Origin of the sequence: Pseudoalteromonas sp. Isolate3, assembly GCF_022398505.1 — a bacterium.
Classification (GTDB): Bacteria; Pseudomonadota; Gammaproteobacteria; order Enterobacterales; family Alteromonadaceae; genus Pseudoalteromonas; species Pseudoalteromonas apostichopi.
Window position 1 is genome coordinate 36,019 of sequence record NZ_JAKEVN010000016.1, and the last position, 15,155, is coordinate 51,173.

General features: G+C 41.4%; 19 protein-coding genes. 14 read left to right on the plus strand and 5 right to left on the minus strand.

Annotated elements, in window-relative coordinates; all coding sequences use genetic code 11:
• The first annotated feature begins 111 nt into the window (after positions 1-111).
• On the plus strand, positions 112-1,176 hold the full coding sequence (locus L1D46_RS05680; RefSeq protein ID WP_054563927.1) for a potassium channel family protein: 1,065 nt from the start codon (positions 112-114) through the stop codon (positions 1,174-1,176).
• A 163-nt stretch (positions 1,177-1,339) separates the two neighbouring features.
• Positions 1,340-1,552: a hypothetical protein gene (locus L1D46_RS05685; protein ID WP_130050272.1), complete on the plus strand. Its 213-nt coding sequence runs from the start codon at positions 1,340-1,342 to the stop codon at positions 1,550-1,552.
• Positions 1,553-1,581: 29 nt separating this feature from the next.
• Here L1D46_RS05685 and L1D46_RS05690 read toward each other — a convergent pair whose 3' ends face one another.
• Positions 1,582-2,613: a cytosolic protein gene (locus L1D46_RS05690; RefSeq protein ID WP_239977045.1), complete on the minus strand. Its 1,032-nt coding sequence runs from the start codon at positions 2,611-2,613 to the stop codon at positions 1,582-1,584.
• Positions 2,614-2,690: 77 nt separating this feature from the next.
• The gene (locus L1D46_RS05695) at positions 2,691-3,149 is read right to left on the minus strand and encodes an EVE domain-containing protein (protein ID WP_239977046.1); all 459 of its coding nucleotides are present in this window, start codon (positions 3,147-3,149) and stop codon (positions 2,691-2,693) included.
• A gap of 79 nt (positions 3,150-3,228) precedes the next feature.
• Between L1D46_RS05695 and tesB the strand changes: the two genes are divergently transcribed.
• Positions 3,229-4,086 (plus strand): acyl-CoA thioesterase II, encoded by an 858-nt coding sequence (tesB, locus tag L1D46_RS05700; RefSeq protein WP_130050275.1) that lies wholly within the window; start codon positions 3,229-3,231, stop codon positions 4,084-4,086.
• Here the strand turns inward: tesB and plsB are convergent.
• Positions 4,083-6,533, minus strand: coding sequence for a glycerol-3-phosphate 1-O-acyltransferase PlsB (plsB, locus tag L1D46_RS05705; RefSeq protein ID WP_167658234.1), 2,451 nt, complete (start codon positions 6,531-6,533; stop codon positions 4,083-4,085). The genes tesB and plsB overlap by 4 nt on opposite strands.
• A 431-nt stretch (positions 6,534-6,964) precedes the next feature.
• On the opposite strand from plsB, the gene rpsJ reads away from it, so the two are divergent.
• Genes rpsJ through rpsQ form a run of 11 tightly spaced genes read left to right on the plus strand, consistent with a single transcriptional unit; the run spans position 6,965 to position 11,932 of the window.
• Positions 6,965-7,276, plus strand: a complete 312-nt coding sequence (gene rpsJ, locus L1D46_RS05710; protein ID WP_002957900.1) for a 30S ribosomal protein S10 — start codon at positions 6,965-6,967, stop codon at positions 7,274-7,276.
• A gap of 27 nt (positions 7,277-7,303) precedes the next feature.
• Positions 7,304-7,939, plus strand: a complete 636-nt coding sequence (rplC, locus tag L1D46_RS05715) for a 50S ribosomal protein L3 (RefSeq protein WP_036974218.1) — start codon at positions 7,304-7,306, stop codon at positions 7,937-7,939.
• A gap of 17 nt (positions 7,940-7,956) precedes the next feature.
• Entirely contained in the window at positions 7,957-8,562 is a 606-nt protein-coding gene (rplD, locus tag L1D46_RS05720; protein WP_062568199.1) for a 50S ribosomal protein L4, read from the plus strand.
• Positions 8,559-8,861: a 50S ribosomal protein L23 gene (rplW, locus tag L1D46_RS05725; protein WP_054552368.1), complete on the plus strand. Its 303-nt coding sequence runs from the start codon at positions 8,559-8,561 to the stop codon at positions 8,859-8,861. The genes rplD and rplW overlap by 4 nt, the downstream gene beginning before the upstream one ends.
• 17 nt (positions 8,862-8,878) lie before the next feature.
• A complete protein-coding gene (gene rplB, locus L1D46_RS05730) occupies positions 8,879-9,703 on the plus strand; it encodes a 50S ribosomal protein L2 (protein ID WP_130050277.1) in 825 nt (274 codons plus the stop codon).
• A 16-nt stretch (positions 9,704-9,719) separates the two neighbouring features.
• Entirely contained in the window at positions 9,720-9,998 is a 279-nt protein-coding gene (gene rpsS / locus L1D46_RS05735) for a 30S ribosomal protein S19 (RefSeq protein WP_010376377.1), read from the plus strand.
• Between the two features lie 14 nt (positions 9,999-10,012).
• Complete coding sequence (gene rplV / locus L1D46_RS05740; RefSeq protein ID WP_004588690.1) at positions 10,013-10,345, plus strand: 50S ribosomal protein L22; 333 nt, start codon at positions 10,013-10,015, stop codon at positions 10,343-10,345.
• Between the two features lie 11 nt (positions 10,346-10,356).
• A complete protein-coding gene (rpsC, locus tag L1D46_RS05745; RefSeq protein ID WP_054552370.1) occupies positions 10,357-11,058 on the plus strand; it encodes a 30S ribosomal protein S3 in 702 nt (233 codons plus the stop codon).
• 12 nt (positions 11,059-11,070) lie between these two features.
• Positions 11,071-11,484: a 50S ribosomal protein L16 gene (gene rplP / locus L1D46_RS05750; protein WP_036974208.1), complete on the plus strand. Its 414-nt coding sequence runs from the start codon at positions 11,071-11,073 to the stop codon at positions 11,482-11,484.
• A complete protein-coding gene (gene rpmC, locus L1D46_RS05755; protein WP_054552371.1) occupies positions 11,484-11,675 on the plus strand; it encodes a 50S ribosomal protein L29 in 192 nt (63 codons plus the stop codon). Before rplP ends, rpmC begins: the two co-directional genes overlap by 1 nt.
• A complete protein-coding gene (rpsQ, locus tag L1D46_RS05760; RefSeq protein WP_054552372.1) occupies positions 11,675-11,932 on the plus strand; it encodes a 30S ribosomal protein S17 in 258 nt (85 codons plus the stop codon). Before rpmC ends, rpsQ begins: the two co-directional genes overlap by 1 nt.
• Positions 11,933-12,060: 128 nt before the next feature.
• Here rpsQ and L1D46_RS05765 read toward each other — a convergent pair whose 3' ends face one another.
• The gene (locus L1D46_RS05765; RefSeq protein ID WP_239977047.1) at positions 12,061-14,217 is read right to left on the minus strand and encodes an ATP-binding protein; all 2,157 of its coding nucleotides are present in this window, start codon (positions 14,215-14,217) and stop codon (positions 12,061-12,063) included.
• A 112-nt stretch (positions 14,218-14,329) separates the two neighbouring features.
• Complete coding sequence (locus tag L1D46_RS05770; RefSeq protein ID WP_063701100.1) at positions 14,330-14,986, minus strand: response regulator transcription factor; 657 nt, start codon at positions 14,984-14,986, stop codon at positions 14,330-14,332.
• Positions 14,987-15,155 lie beyond the last annotated feature (169 nt).

Below are 15,155 nucleotides of genomic sequence, written 5' to 3' on the forward strand. Positions count from 1 at the left end.
AGTCTACTATTATTTTTCATCGACATGCATTAGGAATTTTCCATCAGTTGCCAAAGAGCAAGCATTACAGTACCGTATCGATAATTTCCTCCACTATAAATCGCAAGGATTATGCATCATATATTTAATCGTTTAGTGGTACTTATTCGCAGTCATATAGATCAAGTAAGTTGGCAGGCTGTGGTATTTACTACGCTTTTGCATATGCTACTTATTTGGTGGCTACTTATGCTTGCAGGAGAGCAAGCGCTCACACCACTCAGTACTTATTTTTATTATTATGTAGTAACAACATCAACAGTTGGCTATGGCGACTTTAGCGCTAGCACAGAGCTTGGCCGTTGGATTGTCGCATTACTACAAATACCTTTTGGTTTAGCATTATTTGGCGTTCTGTTAGGAAAAACAGGGCAAACAGTAACTTATTTAATTAGGCGCGCTATGACGGGTGATAAAAGCTTCGCACATATAAACAATCACATAATTATCTTTGGTTGGCACGATACACGGACTAAGAAGATGGTTGACTATATTTTGGCCGATCATAAACGTTTAGATCGTCGTATTCTATTGGCGGTCACAGAGCAAATGGAACATCCATTTTTAGCAAATCCGATGGTTGATTTTGCTCGGCTAAGTAGCTTTACTGACTTAGATGAGTTGAAAAGAATCGCCATTGATCGCGCCGACAAAATTATAATTGATGGCCAAGATGATGACCAAACGTTTACAACAGCCCTGCGTATTAGCAAGTTGGTCAATGAACAGTGCCACATCAGTGCGCACTTTACTGATGAAACTAAAATCGAAATGCTACATGAGCATTGCCACAATGTAGAATGTAGCAGTGCTAAATCAGCAGAGATATTAGTGCGTTCAATGCAAGACCCAGGTTCAAGCCGCGTGCAAGAAGAGTTGTTATCGACACTACACGGGGATACTCAATTTAGTTTACCAATTCCAAAAGGCGTGCAAGCAATGGAATTTGGCAAGCTGTTTCATCACTTTAAATATAGTCACGATGCTATACTACTGGGTGTCGCACATAACTTGAGTGCAAAAAATATGGACTTAAACCCGCCACTTGATTATGTAGTAAGTGAGGGAGATATTTTGCATTATATTGCTGCGGAGCGTGTTTTGAGCGACGAAGTTGATTGGTCAGCGTTGGTATAGTACCAATCCGCAATAATACTTAATCATTTTGAGGGATTAAACCTGTTGCTAACTGCGTTAAAAATTCCTCATTTAGAACAACTAAATAACAAAATTTTTGCCTTGCTATCAACAAGGTTTTATTGCCTCAAAATGGACCACTTAATTAAGCGAATTGGTATTTATGAGTGAAGTTGCGTTTTTAATTATTGTATTGAGTGCCTACATCTTACCTGTGGTCATTGTGCTCAATAGTAAACGCACTCAGGGCCACGAAAAGAATGCTTGGTTAATAGGTATCATCTTCTTTTCGTGGTTAGCTTTAGTGATGTACTTAACAATTATCCCCAAACACGGACGGGTCAAAAAACACCGCAAAGTAAAACCCAAGGGTTAACTTACGCCTTAAGGCTTCAAGCTGCTGTATCACTTCAACTGTTTTAGTTTATGATCTATCACAGGGTCATCCGGTGAGAGTTGCTGCGCTACTTCTAATACCTTAATAGCATCGTTTGGGTGTTCATCTTGATGTTTGATTGCAACATCAATCAGCGGTTGCACATCAATCGCATCCTTTTGTTCTTGCATATGCTCAGCTTTTTCTTCTGCTAAAATTGTATGCGCGGTGCTTAGTAAGGCTAAACGATGTGGCGAACTCTTGTTTGCTTTATTTAGACGACGATAATAGTCTTCTTTAAAGCGCAGGGTTTTTGTTTGTTGGCGGAACTGGGCTATATCAACTTGCTGGTGGCTAATAAAATCAACAGCAACATCTTTATAAAAGCCAAACTTATTTAAATATGTTGCATGAACACTATGGCCCATACCAAACACGCGTAAGTGGGTTAGTTGTGGGTAACGTTTAGCATGAGCGCGGTCGATGCGATTCGTTGGATCGTAAATAATATAACCCTTTGCATGGCCTAAATCTAAATCGTGGTAGTCACCGTTCCAATCGAATTTTTGCGCGATTTCGGTGCTTGAACGATCATCCCATGGCGCTTTTTCTTTGTTTTTTGTGCTAACAGGGTGAAAGAGTAAAACTTTATCAAGCTTTAATAGATTGGCAAATGCACCAACGGCAAAGCCTCCTCGACTCAAGCCATAACCTAACCGTTCTTTAAACCCACTAATCAGTGGTGCTAGCTGCTCAATGAAAAACAACAGATTACGGTGTCTAAACCAGTTACTAATGCCTAAATGTTGAAAGGCGATAATATTCACATCTTGCTTTTTCGCGAGCTTATAAGCCCAAGGCGAAAAATCATCAGTGATATCATGTTCTTGATAATTTGTTCCAGCAGGAGAGAAGGTAATTAGCAGGGGCTTATTGGCATCAATGATATGGTATTTTACATAAACATCGCCGAGCAAGTCACCGCCAGTCATAGGCATAAGGCTTTGTTGCTCATCGCGGGGGAGACTGGTCCATTCCTCTAACCAATACAGTAATTTCATACATCCCCCTTAGTACCTCTAAAATAAAGGGGCGAAATTATAGCAAAAATAGCAGCTCATTAAAAATGGTCGCTACTTTAATAGCTCATTGCTATGATCTGTTGCCAATCATGTTCGGTTACCGGCATTACTGACAGTCGTCCGCCTTTTTTAAGGGCTATTTCGGTAATTGACTCATTGGCTTTAATTGCTTGCAGGCTAACTAGCTTTTTAAGGTGTGATTGATATTTCACATCGACCACAAACCAGCGCGGGTTATCAGCGGTTGCTTTGGCATCGTAGTAATCGCTATTTAAATCAAACTGTGTTGGGTCGGCATAGGCTTCGCGAGTTACCGTCGCGATACCTGCAACACCCACCTGTTTGCAACTTGAATGATAAATCATCACCAAGTCACCTTGCTTGATACCATCGCGAAGAAAGTTGCGGGCTCGATAATTACGCACGCCATCCCACATAGAGGTTTGCTCAGGTGCGTTCTTTAGATCATCAATTGAAAATGCATCGGGTTCGGTTTTAAAAAGCCAATAAGCCATAATGAGGTGCTCTTACAAAGATTTACTTCCAATTAGTCTATAGTATCATTAAACGCTTGTCGGGATTGAGGATAAATAAATGAGCCAAGTATTAGATGACCTACTGTCATTAATGTCGTTAGAAGAGATTGAGCAAGGCTTGTATCGCGGGCAAAGCCAAGATTTAGGGTTTAGAGCTGTATTCGGTGGTCAAGTAATGGGGCAAGCCCTATCTGCAGCAAAAGAAACATTACCACAAGGGCGTATTGTTCACTCTTTACACTCTTACTTTTTACGCCCAGGTGATGCTGCAAAGCCGATTGTCTATGATGTCGAGAATATTCGTGATGGTAAAAGCTTTAGTACTCGCCGTGTAAAAGCAATTCAATACGGTAAGCCGATTTTTTACATGACCGCCTCATTTCAAGGTGAAGAAGAGGGCTTATCACATCAAGCGCAGATGCCTGATGTACCTCAGCCTGAAGAATTAAAATCATCTCTTGAATTTTACCAAGCAAATGCAGAGCTTATTCCTGAACCAATTCGTAATAAGTTCATCCGTGAAGTACCGATTGAAATGCGTCCTGTGACTTTCCATAACCCGTTCAAACCACAAGTTATGGAGCCAGTTAAGCATATTTGGTTTAAAGCAAATGGTGAGATGCCTGATGACCAGCGTATTCATAATTACTTACTTGCGTACGCGTCTGATTTTGAATTTTTACCAACCGCATTACAGCCACACGGTGTATCGTTTATGCAGCCGAATATGCAGGTTGCGACGATTGACCATGCAATGTGGTTCCACCGTCCTTTTAGACTTGATGATTGGATTTTATATTCGGTTGATAGCCCAAGTGCGAGTTCTGGTCGTGGTTTGGTACGAGGTCAGTTCTTTGACCGTCAAGGCAATTTGGTTGCCTCAACGATCCAAGAAGGGGTCATGCGCCAGCGTTAATTTTCTGAATGCTGAGCTTGGCTTTGCACTATATCATCAATTGACTGCCAGACCCGTGCTGGCAGCAATGCTTTAAGATATAAATACACTTCACACAGCTCATTGCTGCCCGTTAAGCCTTGCTCTGTTTCGGTAATTAGCTTTTGCTCACGTAAGCTTGAAATAAAACCAATAAGCACTTTTTTATCAAAGAACTCTGGGGTTTTAATGCCATGCAAGGTGCCTAAGCGCTCTGCTAACACTTGGCTTTCGTGTTCAAGTTCTTCACGCTCAATACCACTGCTAGTTTGAATAAAGCCAACCACGATAGCGTAACGCTGTAGCGTAAGGTTTAAGGCACGACCTAGCATTTCGAGTTTTGCTAAACAGTCGTTGCTGTTGGTGATCTTGATGTTATCGCCATCAATTTCAATGAGATCTTGATCAACGAAGCTTGCTAGAACCCGAGTAATGTAGTTTTCATCTAACTCATGTAGGAACCACTCTTTGGCAAACAGCGGGTAAAAACGCGCAATTAAGGCTTGGCACTCTGCTAAGGTCGTTTTGTGTGCCTTGAATAAATGCAGCGCCAATAAGCTTGGAACTGCAAATAAGTGCAATACGTTATTTCGGTAGTAGTTAAACAGTGTTTTTTCTTTATCGTTGATAGCGATAATTTCGCCAAATTCATCACTGATAACATCAAACTTATTAAGTTTGAGTGCATGCTCTAGTAGCTGTTCTGCGCTTTCGTCTGGTGTGGTTACCTTTTCACTGTAACTTGCGCTACGTTGTAAATGAAGATAAAACTCAAGTTGAGCAATCAGCTTAGGTCTACTCAATGCATGTTTATCATTAACTAATAAAATCATGGCAAGTAGATTCACTGCATTTAGTGCAGCAGCACTATTAATATTAACCATTACCTTATCAGCAAGTTCGGCGACCTGCGGTCCAAGCCATTGTGGTTTCTGAACATCAGTTGGGTGAATAGATTCACGCCAATCAGGTTGTTGATCATTTAGGTATTGATTAATCGAAATAGGGTCGCCAAAGTTTAGGTAACCACGGCCATAGTTTTTTAGGTTTTTTATCGCTTTAAAGATACCTAATACCGACTCACCTTTCTTATCGTTACCAGCAAGCTCTTTTAAGTAGGTATTTATTTCCATTACGTGCTCATAACCAATGTATACAGGAACAATCGAAATAGGGCGATCAATGCCACGTAGCATGGCTTGCAACGTCATGGCGAGCATGCCTGTTTTTGGGGGTAACAAGCGACCAGTGCGGCTACGGCCACCCTCAGTGTAAAACTTTACTGAATAGCCTTTGATAAATAACTGGCTCAGGTACTCTTTAAATACAGATGAATACAATTTATTGCCCGCGAATGAGCGGCGAATAAAGAAAGCACCACTACGACGGAAAATACCACCTGCTGGGAAGAAGTTTAAGTTGATACCTGCGGCGATATGCGGCGGAACCAAGCCCAAATGGTAAATAGAGTAGGTCAGCAATAAGTAATCCATATGCGAGCGGTGACATGGCATATAAATAATCTCGTGACCTTTATCTGTAAGCTCATGCACTTGTTCAGAAAACTTAATATCAATACCGTTATAAAGTTTATTCCAAAGCCAAGTTAAAATACGGTCTGCAACACGAATAGTTGCATCGCTGTAATTGGCGGCAATCTCATCAAGTAATTTAAGGGCATTTTGGCGAGCTTGCTCTTGGCTAATGTTCTTTTCTTTCGCTTCTATTTGAATTGCTTTTTTAATTGTTGGTGATGCAAGTAGCGAATTAAAAAGCTGCTCACGCGATGGCATCTTCGGGCCTGTCGCTGCTAGTTTTTGACGGCGAAAGTGTACACGGGCTACACGTAATAATTTATGCGGAAGCTCATCAACATCGGCTTTTTCATTTACTAATAAAGATAAGTCGAGCGGCTGACTAAAACGAATAAAGTTATCGCGCCCAGAGAATAGCAGCACAAAGAACTTACGAAACCAGCTAGGAGTTAATGAGTGAGATACCAAAGTCCCCAAACCAGGCTTTTCTTTTCCTGGGTTTCTGCCCCATAAAATCGTCACTGGGATCACTTGAACGTTTTTCTCACCTGATTGCATCAGATGGTCAATAATCTGTTTGCCTTGTTGCAGGGCATTGCTTGGTTTACTTTTGTTACCAATTAGCGGTGGCGGGTTTTGAATACCAATAAAGCGATCAAGTTCAGCATTACCTAATAACTGTTCTTCGGTTGGGTCTGGTAAACCGTATTTCTTACATACCCGTGCGAGTGCGGCTAAATCAGAACGCGCATTAAGCCTAACAATATAGAAGGTCGGGTTGGCTGGGTTTAGATTGTATTGTTCAATCGGGTTTTCTGGTAGCACCTTACTTTTTACAAACAAGCGGTTCATACCGGCAGAAATGAAATTTAAACAACGATTAATGATACGCATCAACTCACCAAAGTTATTAGTAGATATTAAATAGACCGAGTGTGGTCAAAAATAAGCAGCATAGAATAACAATTATTAACTGGACTGACCATTTAAAAGCGATTTTCTAGCTCCTTTACCGAACCAAGTATAATTTAAAGACGCTAATGTTATTGATAAAGTTCGAAAAACAAACAAAATTTAATTTAGACCTTTGGGATTTTCAAAATAGTTGTTGCATTTATCACCAATCTATCTATAATACGCAGGCTTTCAAAATTCCCTCGGGAACTTGGAAGGAAAAATTAAGCTTGGATTTCAAGCTAATAAACAGGAATTCCGATTTGGAATTCAACGTAGATATAAGAGAACAGCCGACATCTTAATTAATAAGTATGTTTCGGTCGTTTTTTTATGCTCTTTTTAAATGCTCTTTATATTGAGGTTTAAGAATGTCAAATCAACGCATTCGTATTCGCCTAAAAGCTTTTGACCACCGTTTGATTGACCAATCAACGGCGGAAATCGTGGAAACTGCGAAACGCACTGGCGCACAAGTACGTGGTCCAATCCCACTACCTACACGCTTTGAACGTTTTACTGTACTAACTTCACCGCACGTTAACAAAGACGCGCGTGATCAGTACGAAATCCGCACCCATAAACGTCTGATCGACATCGTAGAACCAACTGACAAGACTGTTGACGCTCTTATGCGTTTAGATCTTGCTGCTGGTGTTGATGTTCAAATCAGCCTGGGTTAATCGGAAGATTAGAGAGGTTTTAGGAAAATGGCATTAGGTCTAGTCGGTCGTAAAGTGGGTATGACACGTATCTTCACTGAAGATGGTGTATCTATCCCTGTGACAGTTATCGAAGCGACTCCTAACCGTATTGCTCAGATCAAATCTGAAGCAACTGACGGTTATAACGCGCTTCAAGTAACCGCAGGCACTAAAAAAGCAAGCCGTGTAAACAAAGCAGCAGCGGGTCACTTCGCTAAAGCTGGTGTTGAAGCGGGTCGCGGTCTGTGGGAATTCCGCCTAAATGGTGGTGAAGGCGATTTTGAAGTAGGCGCTGAGCTTACTGTTGAATTATTCAACGAAATCAACAAAGTTGACGTAACCGGTACTTCTAAAGGTAAAGGTTTCCAAGGTGGTGTTAAGCGCTGGAACTTCAGCATGCAAGACGCTACTCACGGTAACTCTCTATCTCACCGTGCTCCTGGTTCAATCGGTCAAAACCAATCACCTGGTAAGGTGTTTAAAGGTAAGAAAATGGCCGGTCACATGGGTGCTGAGCGTGTAACGACTCAAAACTTAGAACTAGTTCGCGTTGACGCTGAGCGTAACTTGCTTTTAGTTAAAGGTGCAGTACCTGGCGCTATCGGCGGTGACGTTATCGTTAAACCAGCTGTTAAAGCATAAGTCCTGGAGATTTAGTGATGGAATTAGCAATTAAAGACGCTTCTGGCGCTCTTGAAGTTTCTGAAGCTACTTTTGGACGTGAGTTTAACGAAGCATTAGTACACCAAGTAGTTGTTGCTTACGCAGCAGGTGCTCGTCAAGGTACTCGTGCTCAGAAGACACGTTCTGAAGTAAGCGGTGGTGGTAAAAAACCATGGTCTCAAAAAGGTACTGGCCGTGCACGTGCTGGTACAATTCGTAGCCCAATTTGGCGTTCAGGTGGCGTTAGCTTCGCAGCTAAACCACAAGATCACAGCCAAAAAGTAAACCGTAAAATGTACCGCGGTGCGATCAAAAGCATCTTATCTGAATTAGTTCGTCAAGAGCGTTTAATCGTTGTTGAACAGTTTGGTCTTGAAGCACCAAAAACTAAAGAACTAGTTGCTAAGCTTAAAGAACTTGAGCTTAAAGATGTTCTAATCGTGACTGAAGAAGTAGATGAGAATCTTTTCTTATCGGCACGTAACCTATACAAGGTTGACACGCGTGATGTAGCTGGTATCGATCCTGTAAGCCTAATCGCTTTCGATAAGGTACTTATTACAGCTGCTGCTGTTAAGCAACTTGAGGAGGCGCTAGCATGATCCGTGAAGAACGTCTTTTAAAAGTGATCCTTGCTCCACACATCTCTGAAAAAAGCACTATCGCTGCTGAAGAAAACAACACGATTGTTTTCAAAGTAGCTTCTGATGCAACTAAAGCTGAAATCAAAGCTGCAGCAGAAAAGCTTTTTGAAGTAGAAGTAACTGGTGTTCGCACACTAAACGTTAAGGGTAAAACAAAACGTACTGGCATGCGTTTCGGTCGTCGTTCAGACTGGAAGAAAGCTTACGTTACTCTTAAAGAAGGTAGCGAGCTAGACTTTGTCGGCGGCGCCGAGTAATAAGGGGAGTTAGAATTATGGCACTTCAAAAGTGTAAACCAACTTCTGCGGGTCGTCGTCACCTGGTTAAAGTGGTTAACCCAGATCTACATAAGGGTAAACCTTACGCACCACTACTAGAGAAAAACTCTAAGTCTGGTGGTCGTAATAACAAAGGTCGTATCACGGTTCGTCACATCGGTGGTGGTCATAAGCATCATTACCGTGTAATCGACTTTAAACGCACTAAAGATGGCATTCCAGCTGTTGTTGAGCGTCTAGAGTATGATCCAAACCGTAGCGCAAACATCGCTCTTGTATTATATGCAGACGGTGAGCGTCGTTACATTATTGCACCTAAAGGCTTAAAAGCTGGTGATTCAATCCAATCTGGTATTGATGCACCAATCAAAGCTGGTAACACGTTACCAATGCGTAACATGCCTGTAGGTTCGACTGTTCACAACGTAGAATTAAAACCAGGTAAAGGTGCGCAAATCGCACGTTCTGCTGGTGCATACGTTCAAATCCTTGCTCGTGAAGGTCAATACGTAACTCTACGTCTTCGTTCTGGCGAAGTTCGTAAAGTTCTATCTGACTGTCGCGCAACACTTGGTGAAGTAGGTAATGCTGAGCATATGCTTCGTTCACTAGGTAAAGCTGGTGCAAATCGCTGGCGTGGTATCCGTCCGACAGTTCGTGGTGTTGCCATGAACCCGGTAGATCACCCGCACGGTGGTGGTGAAGGTCGTACATCTGGTGGTCGTCATCCTGTGTCTCCATGGGGTAAACCGACTAAAGGTGCTAAGACACGTAAGAACAAGCGTACTGATAAATTTATCGTACGTCGTCGTACTAAATAATAGTTGAGGAATAGCCATGCCACGTTCTCTCAAGAAAGGTCCTTTTATTGACCTACACTTGCTGAAGAAGGTAGAGAAAGCGTTGGAAAGCGGTGACAAGAAGCCAATTAAAACTTGGAGCCGTCGTTCAATGATCATACCTAACATGATCGGATTGACCATCGCTGTCCATAATGGTCGTCAGCACGTTCCTGTGTTCATCACAGACGAAATGATCGGTCACAAACTAGGTGAATTTGCACCAACTCGCACTTACCGCGGTCACGCTGCGGATAAGAAAGCGAAGAAACGTTAAGAGGGGAATGATAAATGCAAGCATTAGCTAAACATAAATTCGCCTCTGGTTCGGCGCAAAAAGCACGTCTAGTTGCAGATCAGATCCGCGGACTTCCGGTTGATCGCGCTCTAGAAATCCTGGCGTACAGCCCTAAAAAAGCGGCTGTATTAGTTAAGAAAGTACTTGAGTCTGCTATTGCTAACGCAGAGCATAACGAAGGTGCTGACATTGATGAGCTTCGTGTAACTACGATCTTTGTGGACGATGGTCCAACAATGAAGCGTATTATGCCACGTGCTAAAGGACGCGCAGACCGCATCCTTAAGCGTACAAGCCACATCACTGTTGTGGTTTCAGATAGCTAGGAGTATAAGTAATGGGACAAAAAGTTCATCCTACTGGTATTCGCCTAGGTATCTCTAAACCTTGGGTTTCTACCTGGTACGCGAATTCAAAAGATTTCTCTGATCAGCTTTTTGGCGATCACAAAGTACGTACATTCCTTACTAAGGAATTAAAAGCGGCTTCTGTGTCTAAAATCGTTATTGAGCGTCCAGCTAAATCTATCCGTGTAACAATTCACACAGCTCGTCCTGGTGTTGTTATCGGTAAAAAAGGCGAAGACGTTGAAAAACTACGTCAAGCAGTAACTAAGATTGCAGGTGTTCCGGCTCAGATTAATATCGCTGAAGTTCGTAAGCCTGAACTTGATGCACAACTAGTAGCTGACGGTATTGCGTCACAGCTAGAGCGTCGTGTTATGTTCCGTCGCGCTATGAAGCGTTCGGTACAAAATGCAATGCGCATTGGTGCAAAGGGTATCAAAGTTGAAGTTAGCGGTCGTCTTGGCGGTGCTGAGATCGCACGTTCAGAATGGTATCGTGAAGGTCGTGTACCTCTACATACTCTTCGTGCTGATATCGACTACGCAACTTCTGAAGCCTTAACCACTTATGGTATCATTGGTGTTAAAGTTTGGATCTTCAAAGGCGAAGTTATTGGTGGTTTACCACTAGTACAAGAGCAAGAGAAGCCAGCTAAACGCGCGCCAAAGAAAGCCAAAAAAAGTGCTAAGTAGAGGTAGCGAGTAATGTTACAGCCAAAACGTACAAAATTCCGTAAAATGCACAAAGGCCGCAACCGCGGTTTAGCGCAAAACGGTAACAAAGTAAGCTTCGGTACTTTCGGTTTGAAAGCTACTGGCCGTGGCCGTATGACTGCTCGTCAAATCGAAGCAGCTCGTCGTGCTATGACACGTCACGTAAAGCGTCAAGGTAAAATCTGGATTCGTGTATTCCCAGATAAGCCAATTACGAACAAACCATTAGAAGTTCGTATGGGTAAAGGTAAAGGTTCTGTTGAATATTGGGTTGCTGAAATTCAACCTGGTAAAGTACTTTACGAAATGGAAGGTGTTTCTGAAGAGCTTGCTCGTGAAGCATTCAACCTTGCAGCGCGTAAATTACCATTCACAACAACTTTCGTAACTCGGACGGTGATGTAATGAAAGCTAGCGAACTAAAAGACAAAAGCGTAGAAGAGCTAAATGCTGAACTTCTAGGACTTCTTCGTGAGCAGTTCAACCTGCGCATGCAAGCAAGCACTGGTCAGTTAGCTCAGACACACACGCTAAGAACAGTACGTCGCGATATCGCGCGTGTAAAAACAGTTATTAACCAGAAGGCAGGTCAATAATGAGCGATAAAATCCGTACTCTTCAAGGCCGTGTAATCAGCGACAAGATGGACAAATCTTTCACTGTTGCTATCGCACGTTACGTGAAGCATCCAGTATATGGTAAATTCATCAAACGTACGACTAAACTACACGTACATGACGAAAACAACACAGCTCAAACTGGTGACGTAGTTACTATTTCTGAGTGCGCTCCTATTTCTAAGACTAAGTCTTGGACTTTAGTAGACGTTGTTGAGCGTCCAAAGAAAGCTTAATTTTTAATTAAGTTTCCTTACTAAAAAGCCCCGGCATCTGCTGGGGCTTTTTGTTTTTAAAATACAGCAATATGCTGATCGAGAGAGTGGCTTTTTAACTTGAGTTCATTAACTCAAGTTTGTTACCGCTATGCCAATTCATTTCTCACATGCTTTAAATAGGCTTGTAGGCTTTCTTGCCAAAGTACCATGGCATCAGTTAATGAGTCCTTCAAAGGTTTGTTATCGAGTAGCCTACGCTCAATTTTCTTAAGTTCTAAACCATAGCGGTTAAAGCCTAGTTGCAAAGCTGTGCTAGCTTGGCGGTGGAGTAGCTTGATACACTGATCTTTATCGTCTTCGACGAGCTGCTGGCAGCGGATCAGTTTGTTTCTAGCTGAGAGTACAAACTCGTTGTAAATTGATGACATCTCATCTTCATTGAATGAACTTACAAGAGTGGCTGCGGCCGTTTCATCATAAAGTGTATCACGCAGTTCTACGGCAATACTTGCTGCTTGATTCGTTTGTGAATCACTGAGCGCTTGGCGTAGTTTTTGCTGCTTTATTGGCTTGCCTACAATGTCTTTAATACCGAGTGCTAAGTACTCTTTAATTTCATCCGGACTAAGGCTTGCGGTAAACGCTAATACAGGGGTTCGTTGGTTTAAATGGTCAATATTTTTTAGCTTTTTCAGCACTTCTTGGCCAGTTAGATCTGGTAAATTCATATCCAATAATACTACATCAAAGTGATGTTTCTGCATCAGTTCAATTGCGCTGGTACCATCTTTAGCAAGCTTAATTTTGTGTTCATCATCGGCCATAAATTCAATGGCAATTTTCTGGTTTAAATCGAGATCTTCAACTAATAAAACATCAAGACCGGTTACGTAATCTTTTGATTGATGGCGTTGTTCAACTAAGCTGAGTTCACCAATAGCAAGAGGAATATCAAAGCTGAAAGTACTGCCTTTATCTAGTTCACTTTCAATAATCAGTTTACTGCCTAATTTTTCGAGTAAACGACTGGTGATCGCTAAGCCAAGGCCCGTTCCGCCTTTTTCTTTACCTGCGCTGCTTTGTACATAAGGTTCTGTTAGGTATGCAATCTCTTCATCTTCAATACCTGGACCTGAGTCTATTACACTAACACGCACAAGGTGATCTAATTGACCTTCATTTAGCAGTTTAACATGGATTTTCACGGCACCGTGGTCGGTAAATTTAATCGCATTTCCAACAAGATTAATAATTACTTGCCTGAGTTTTTGTTGGTCGCAGTAATAACATGCTTGTTCGGGTAGGTTGTAAATAAGTTCAAATTTTAAGTGTTTTTGCTCTGCTAAAGGGCTTAGTAAAAGGCAGAGGTTATTGAGCCAGGTTTTAAACTCTACGTCTTCTTCGTAAAGCGCTTCATCACGTTGGTCGAGGCTTGCATAGTCGAGTACTTTATCTACCAATAGGTTTAGTGATTCAGCTGAGTTAATTATCGCCTCACAGTAAGGCTTATCTCGTGGGTCACTCGACTGATTCATTATTAACTGTGCACTTCCTAAAATTCCATTTAATGGTGTGCGTATCTCATGGCTGATAGTTGATAAGAATAAGCCACGTATTTCTAGATCTTTATGCGCTTTTTCGGCTAATTGGTTTAAGTTTTGTTCGCGACGTTCATTACATAAAAGTGCCATACCTGTTGCGTAAAAGATCGGCGCGATGACGCCATTTATCAACAAAGGGATACTAAACCAATTTGTAGATAGTAGATTAGCTGCAGTGACATTTTCCATCATTACAGTACGGCCTGTGAAAACCGCTAGAAGAATGCTGAGAATTAAAATATAAACAATACTGCCATTTGGGTAACTTTTACGACCATTACGAATGAATAAAGCCAGTAAAAATAGTACCTCAACGATATGTTGAAGGTCTGAAACCAGAATTCGACTACGTAATTCTGCGCTGTCGGAGGCAAGGTAAATTATACTGATAGCTAGTACGACGGTAATAGCAATAAAGGTTTTAAAGCCAACGCATTTGGCATTTAAAAACTGGCAAATAGCGAGTACATGAATAATGGAGGCACTAAAGAGCAACGTATTTGCAATGCCAACACTGGCAATATTATTGATGTGGCCATGTAATGCAAAACTCATTACAGATGCAAACATCACTAAAGGATAGAAAATATAAAGTAAAGTACCCGGAGTTTTTTTATTGGTTCGCCATGTAAGATAGTTAAGAAGGGTCATCACTGCCATCATGGCTGCACTGGCGTAATATAAAGTAACAGAATCGAGCATTGTATTTCCGGTGTTTTGCAATCAGTTTGAGCATAAAGTCAATTGCAGTGTTTAGCAACCAGAAACAAAAACAGACGCGGCTGCGTCTGTTTTAACTAGTAGGATGTTTGGTTTAACGAATTTCGTCTGGAATATTTTGCTGTGCCCAAGACAATAGCTCGATACGGTTACGACATTTAGTTTTTCTAAATGCACTATATAAATGAGTTTTAACTGTATGTGGGCTGATGCTTAAGTCTTCAGCAATTTCTTTATTCTTCGAACCTTTACTCATTAGTGAGATAATTGCTTTTTCACGTTTAGTAAGTTTAACCGGTTCGATATCACCATCTGTCAATTTGTGGAGTGCATCTTTATTGAACTGCAACATACGATTTAGTGCGTTACACATGATATCGCGGCGGTACCATAGTTGATCTTCAAGTAATAAACGAATGCCTTTCATTAACACATCTGCATTATCTGTTGTGTAAAATACACCACGAATACCACTTAATAGAGCACGGTTAGCAAGTTCAGGGTTTTCATCTAAGTTAAACAGTACGATATCGCATTTCATTCGAAGATTAACTAGTTGTTCTTTTAACTTACCCCACGGATCAGTGCTTGAAGTTTCAATAAATAACAAGCGTGTTCCTTCTGGTACTTCAGAGATATCAGTACCAGATGTCACTGCAAGTCCTTGTGTTTTTAACAATGGCTCTAATACGTTTATGCCAATAGTGTTAATTGGCTCTGGATCTAATAATAAAAAGGCTGAACTACTCATATATATACACTCTTGAATAAAGTTGACAGTTAAATCCTATCACGCAATCCACCCCTTTCGTATTAGAAATTTCTGAGAGTTGTGCAGGAAAAGTACAGTTTGTGTGTGTTTTCTGTCAAAAATTACAGTTAGTTAACAAAGTGCAGTATGTTAACTAACTGATATATAA

Coding starts and splice junctions, on each gene's coding strand:
- L1D46_RS05680 (WP_054563927.1), top strand. CDS start 112: ATGCATCATATATTTAATCGTTTAGTGGTACTTATTCGCAGTCATATA.
- L1D46_RS05685 (WP_130050272.1), top strand. CDS start 1,340: ATGAGTGAAGTTGCGTTTTTAATTATTGTATTGAGTGCCTACATCTTA.
- L1D46_RS05690 (WP_239977045.1), bottom strand. CDS start 2,613: ATGAAATTACTGTATTGGTTAGAGGAATGGACCAGTCTCCCCCGCGAT.
- L1D46_RS05695 (WP_239977046.1), bottom strand. CDS start 3,149: ATGGCTTATTGGCTTTTTAAAACCGAACCCGATGCATTTTCAATTGAT.
- tesB (WP_130050275.1), top strand. CDS start 3,229: ATGAGCCAAGTATTAGATGACCTACTGTCATTAATGTCGTTAGAAGAG.
- plsB (WP_167658234.1), bottom strand. CDS start 6,533: ATGCGTATCATTAATCGTTGTTTAAATTTCATTTCTGCCGGTATGAAC.
- rpsJ (WP_002957900.1), top strand. CDS start 6,965: ATGTCAAATCAACGCATTCGTATTCGCCTAAAAGCTTTTGACCACCGT.
- rplC (WP_036974218.1), top strand. CDS start 7,304: ATGGCATTAGGTCTAGTCGGTCGTAAAGTGGGTATGACACGTATCTTC.
- rplD (WP_062568199.1), top strand. CDS start 7,957: ATGGAATTAGCAATTAAAGACGCTTCTGGCGCTCTTGAAGTTTCTGAA.
- rplW (WP_054552368.1), top strand. CDS start 8,559: ATGATCCGTGAAGAACGTCTTTTAAAAGTGATCCTTGCTCCACACATC.
- rplB (WP_130050277.1), top strand. CDS start 8,879: ATGGCACTTCAAAAGTGTAAACCAACTTCTGCGGGTCGTCGTCACCTG.
- rpsS (WP_010376377.1), top strand. CDS start 9,720: ATGCCACGTTCTCTCAAGAAAGGTCCTTTTATTGACCTACACTTGCTG.
- rplV (WP_004588690.1), top strand. CDS start 10,013: ATGCAAGCATTAGCTAAACATAAATTCGCCTCTGGTTCGGCGCAAAAA.
- rpsC (WP_054552370.1), top strand. CDS start 10,357: ATGGGACAAAAAGTTCATCCTACTGGTATTCGCCTAGGTATCTCTAAA.
- rplP (WP_036974208.1), top strand. CDS start 11,071: ATGTTACAGCCAAAACGTACAAAATTCCGTAAAATGCACAAAGGCCGC.
- rpmC (WP_054552371.1), top strand. CDS start 11,484: ATGAAAGCTAGCGAACTAAAAGACAAAAGCGTAGAAGAGCTAAATGCT.
- rpsQ (WP_054552372.1), top strand. CDS start 11,675: ATGAGCGATAAAATCCGTACTCTTCAAGGCCGTGTAATCAGCGACAAG.
- L1D46_RS05765 (WP_239977047.1), bottom strand. CDS start 14,217: ATGCTCGATTCTGTTACTTTATATTACGCCAGTGCAGCCATGATGGCA.
- L1D46_RS05770 (WP_063701100.1), bottom strand. CDS start 14,986: ATGAGTAGTTCAGCCTTTTTATTATTAGATCCAGAGCCAATTAACACT.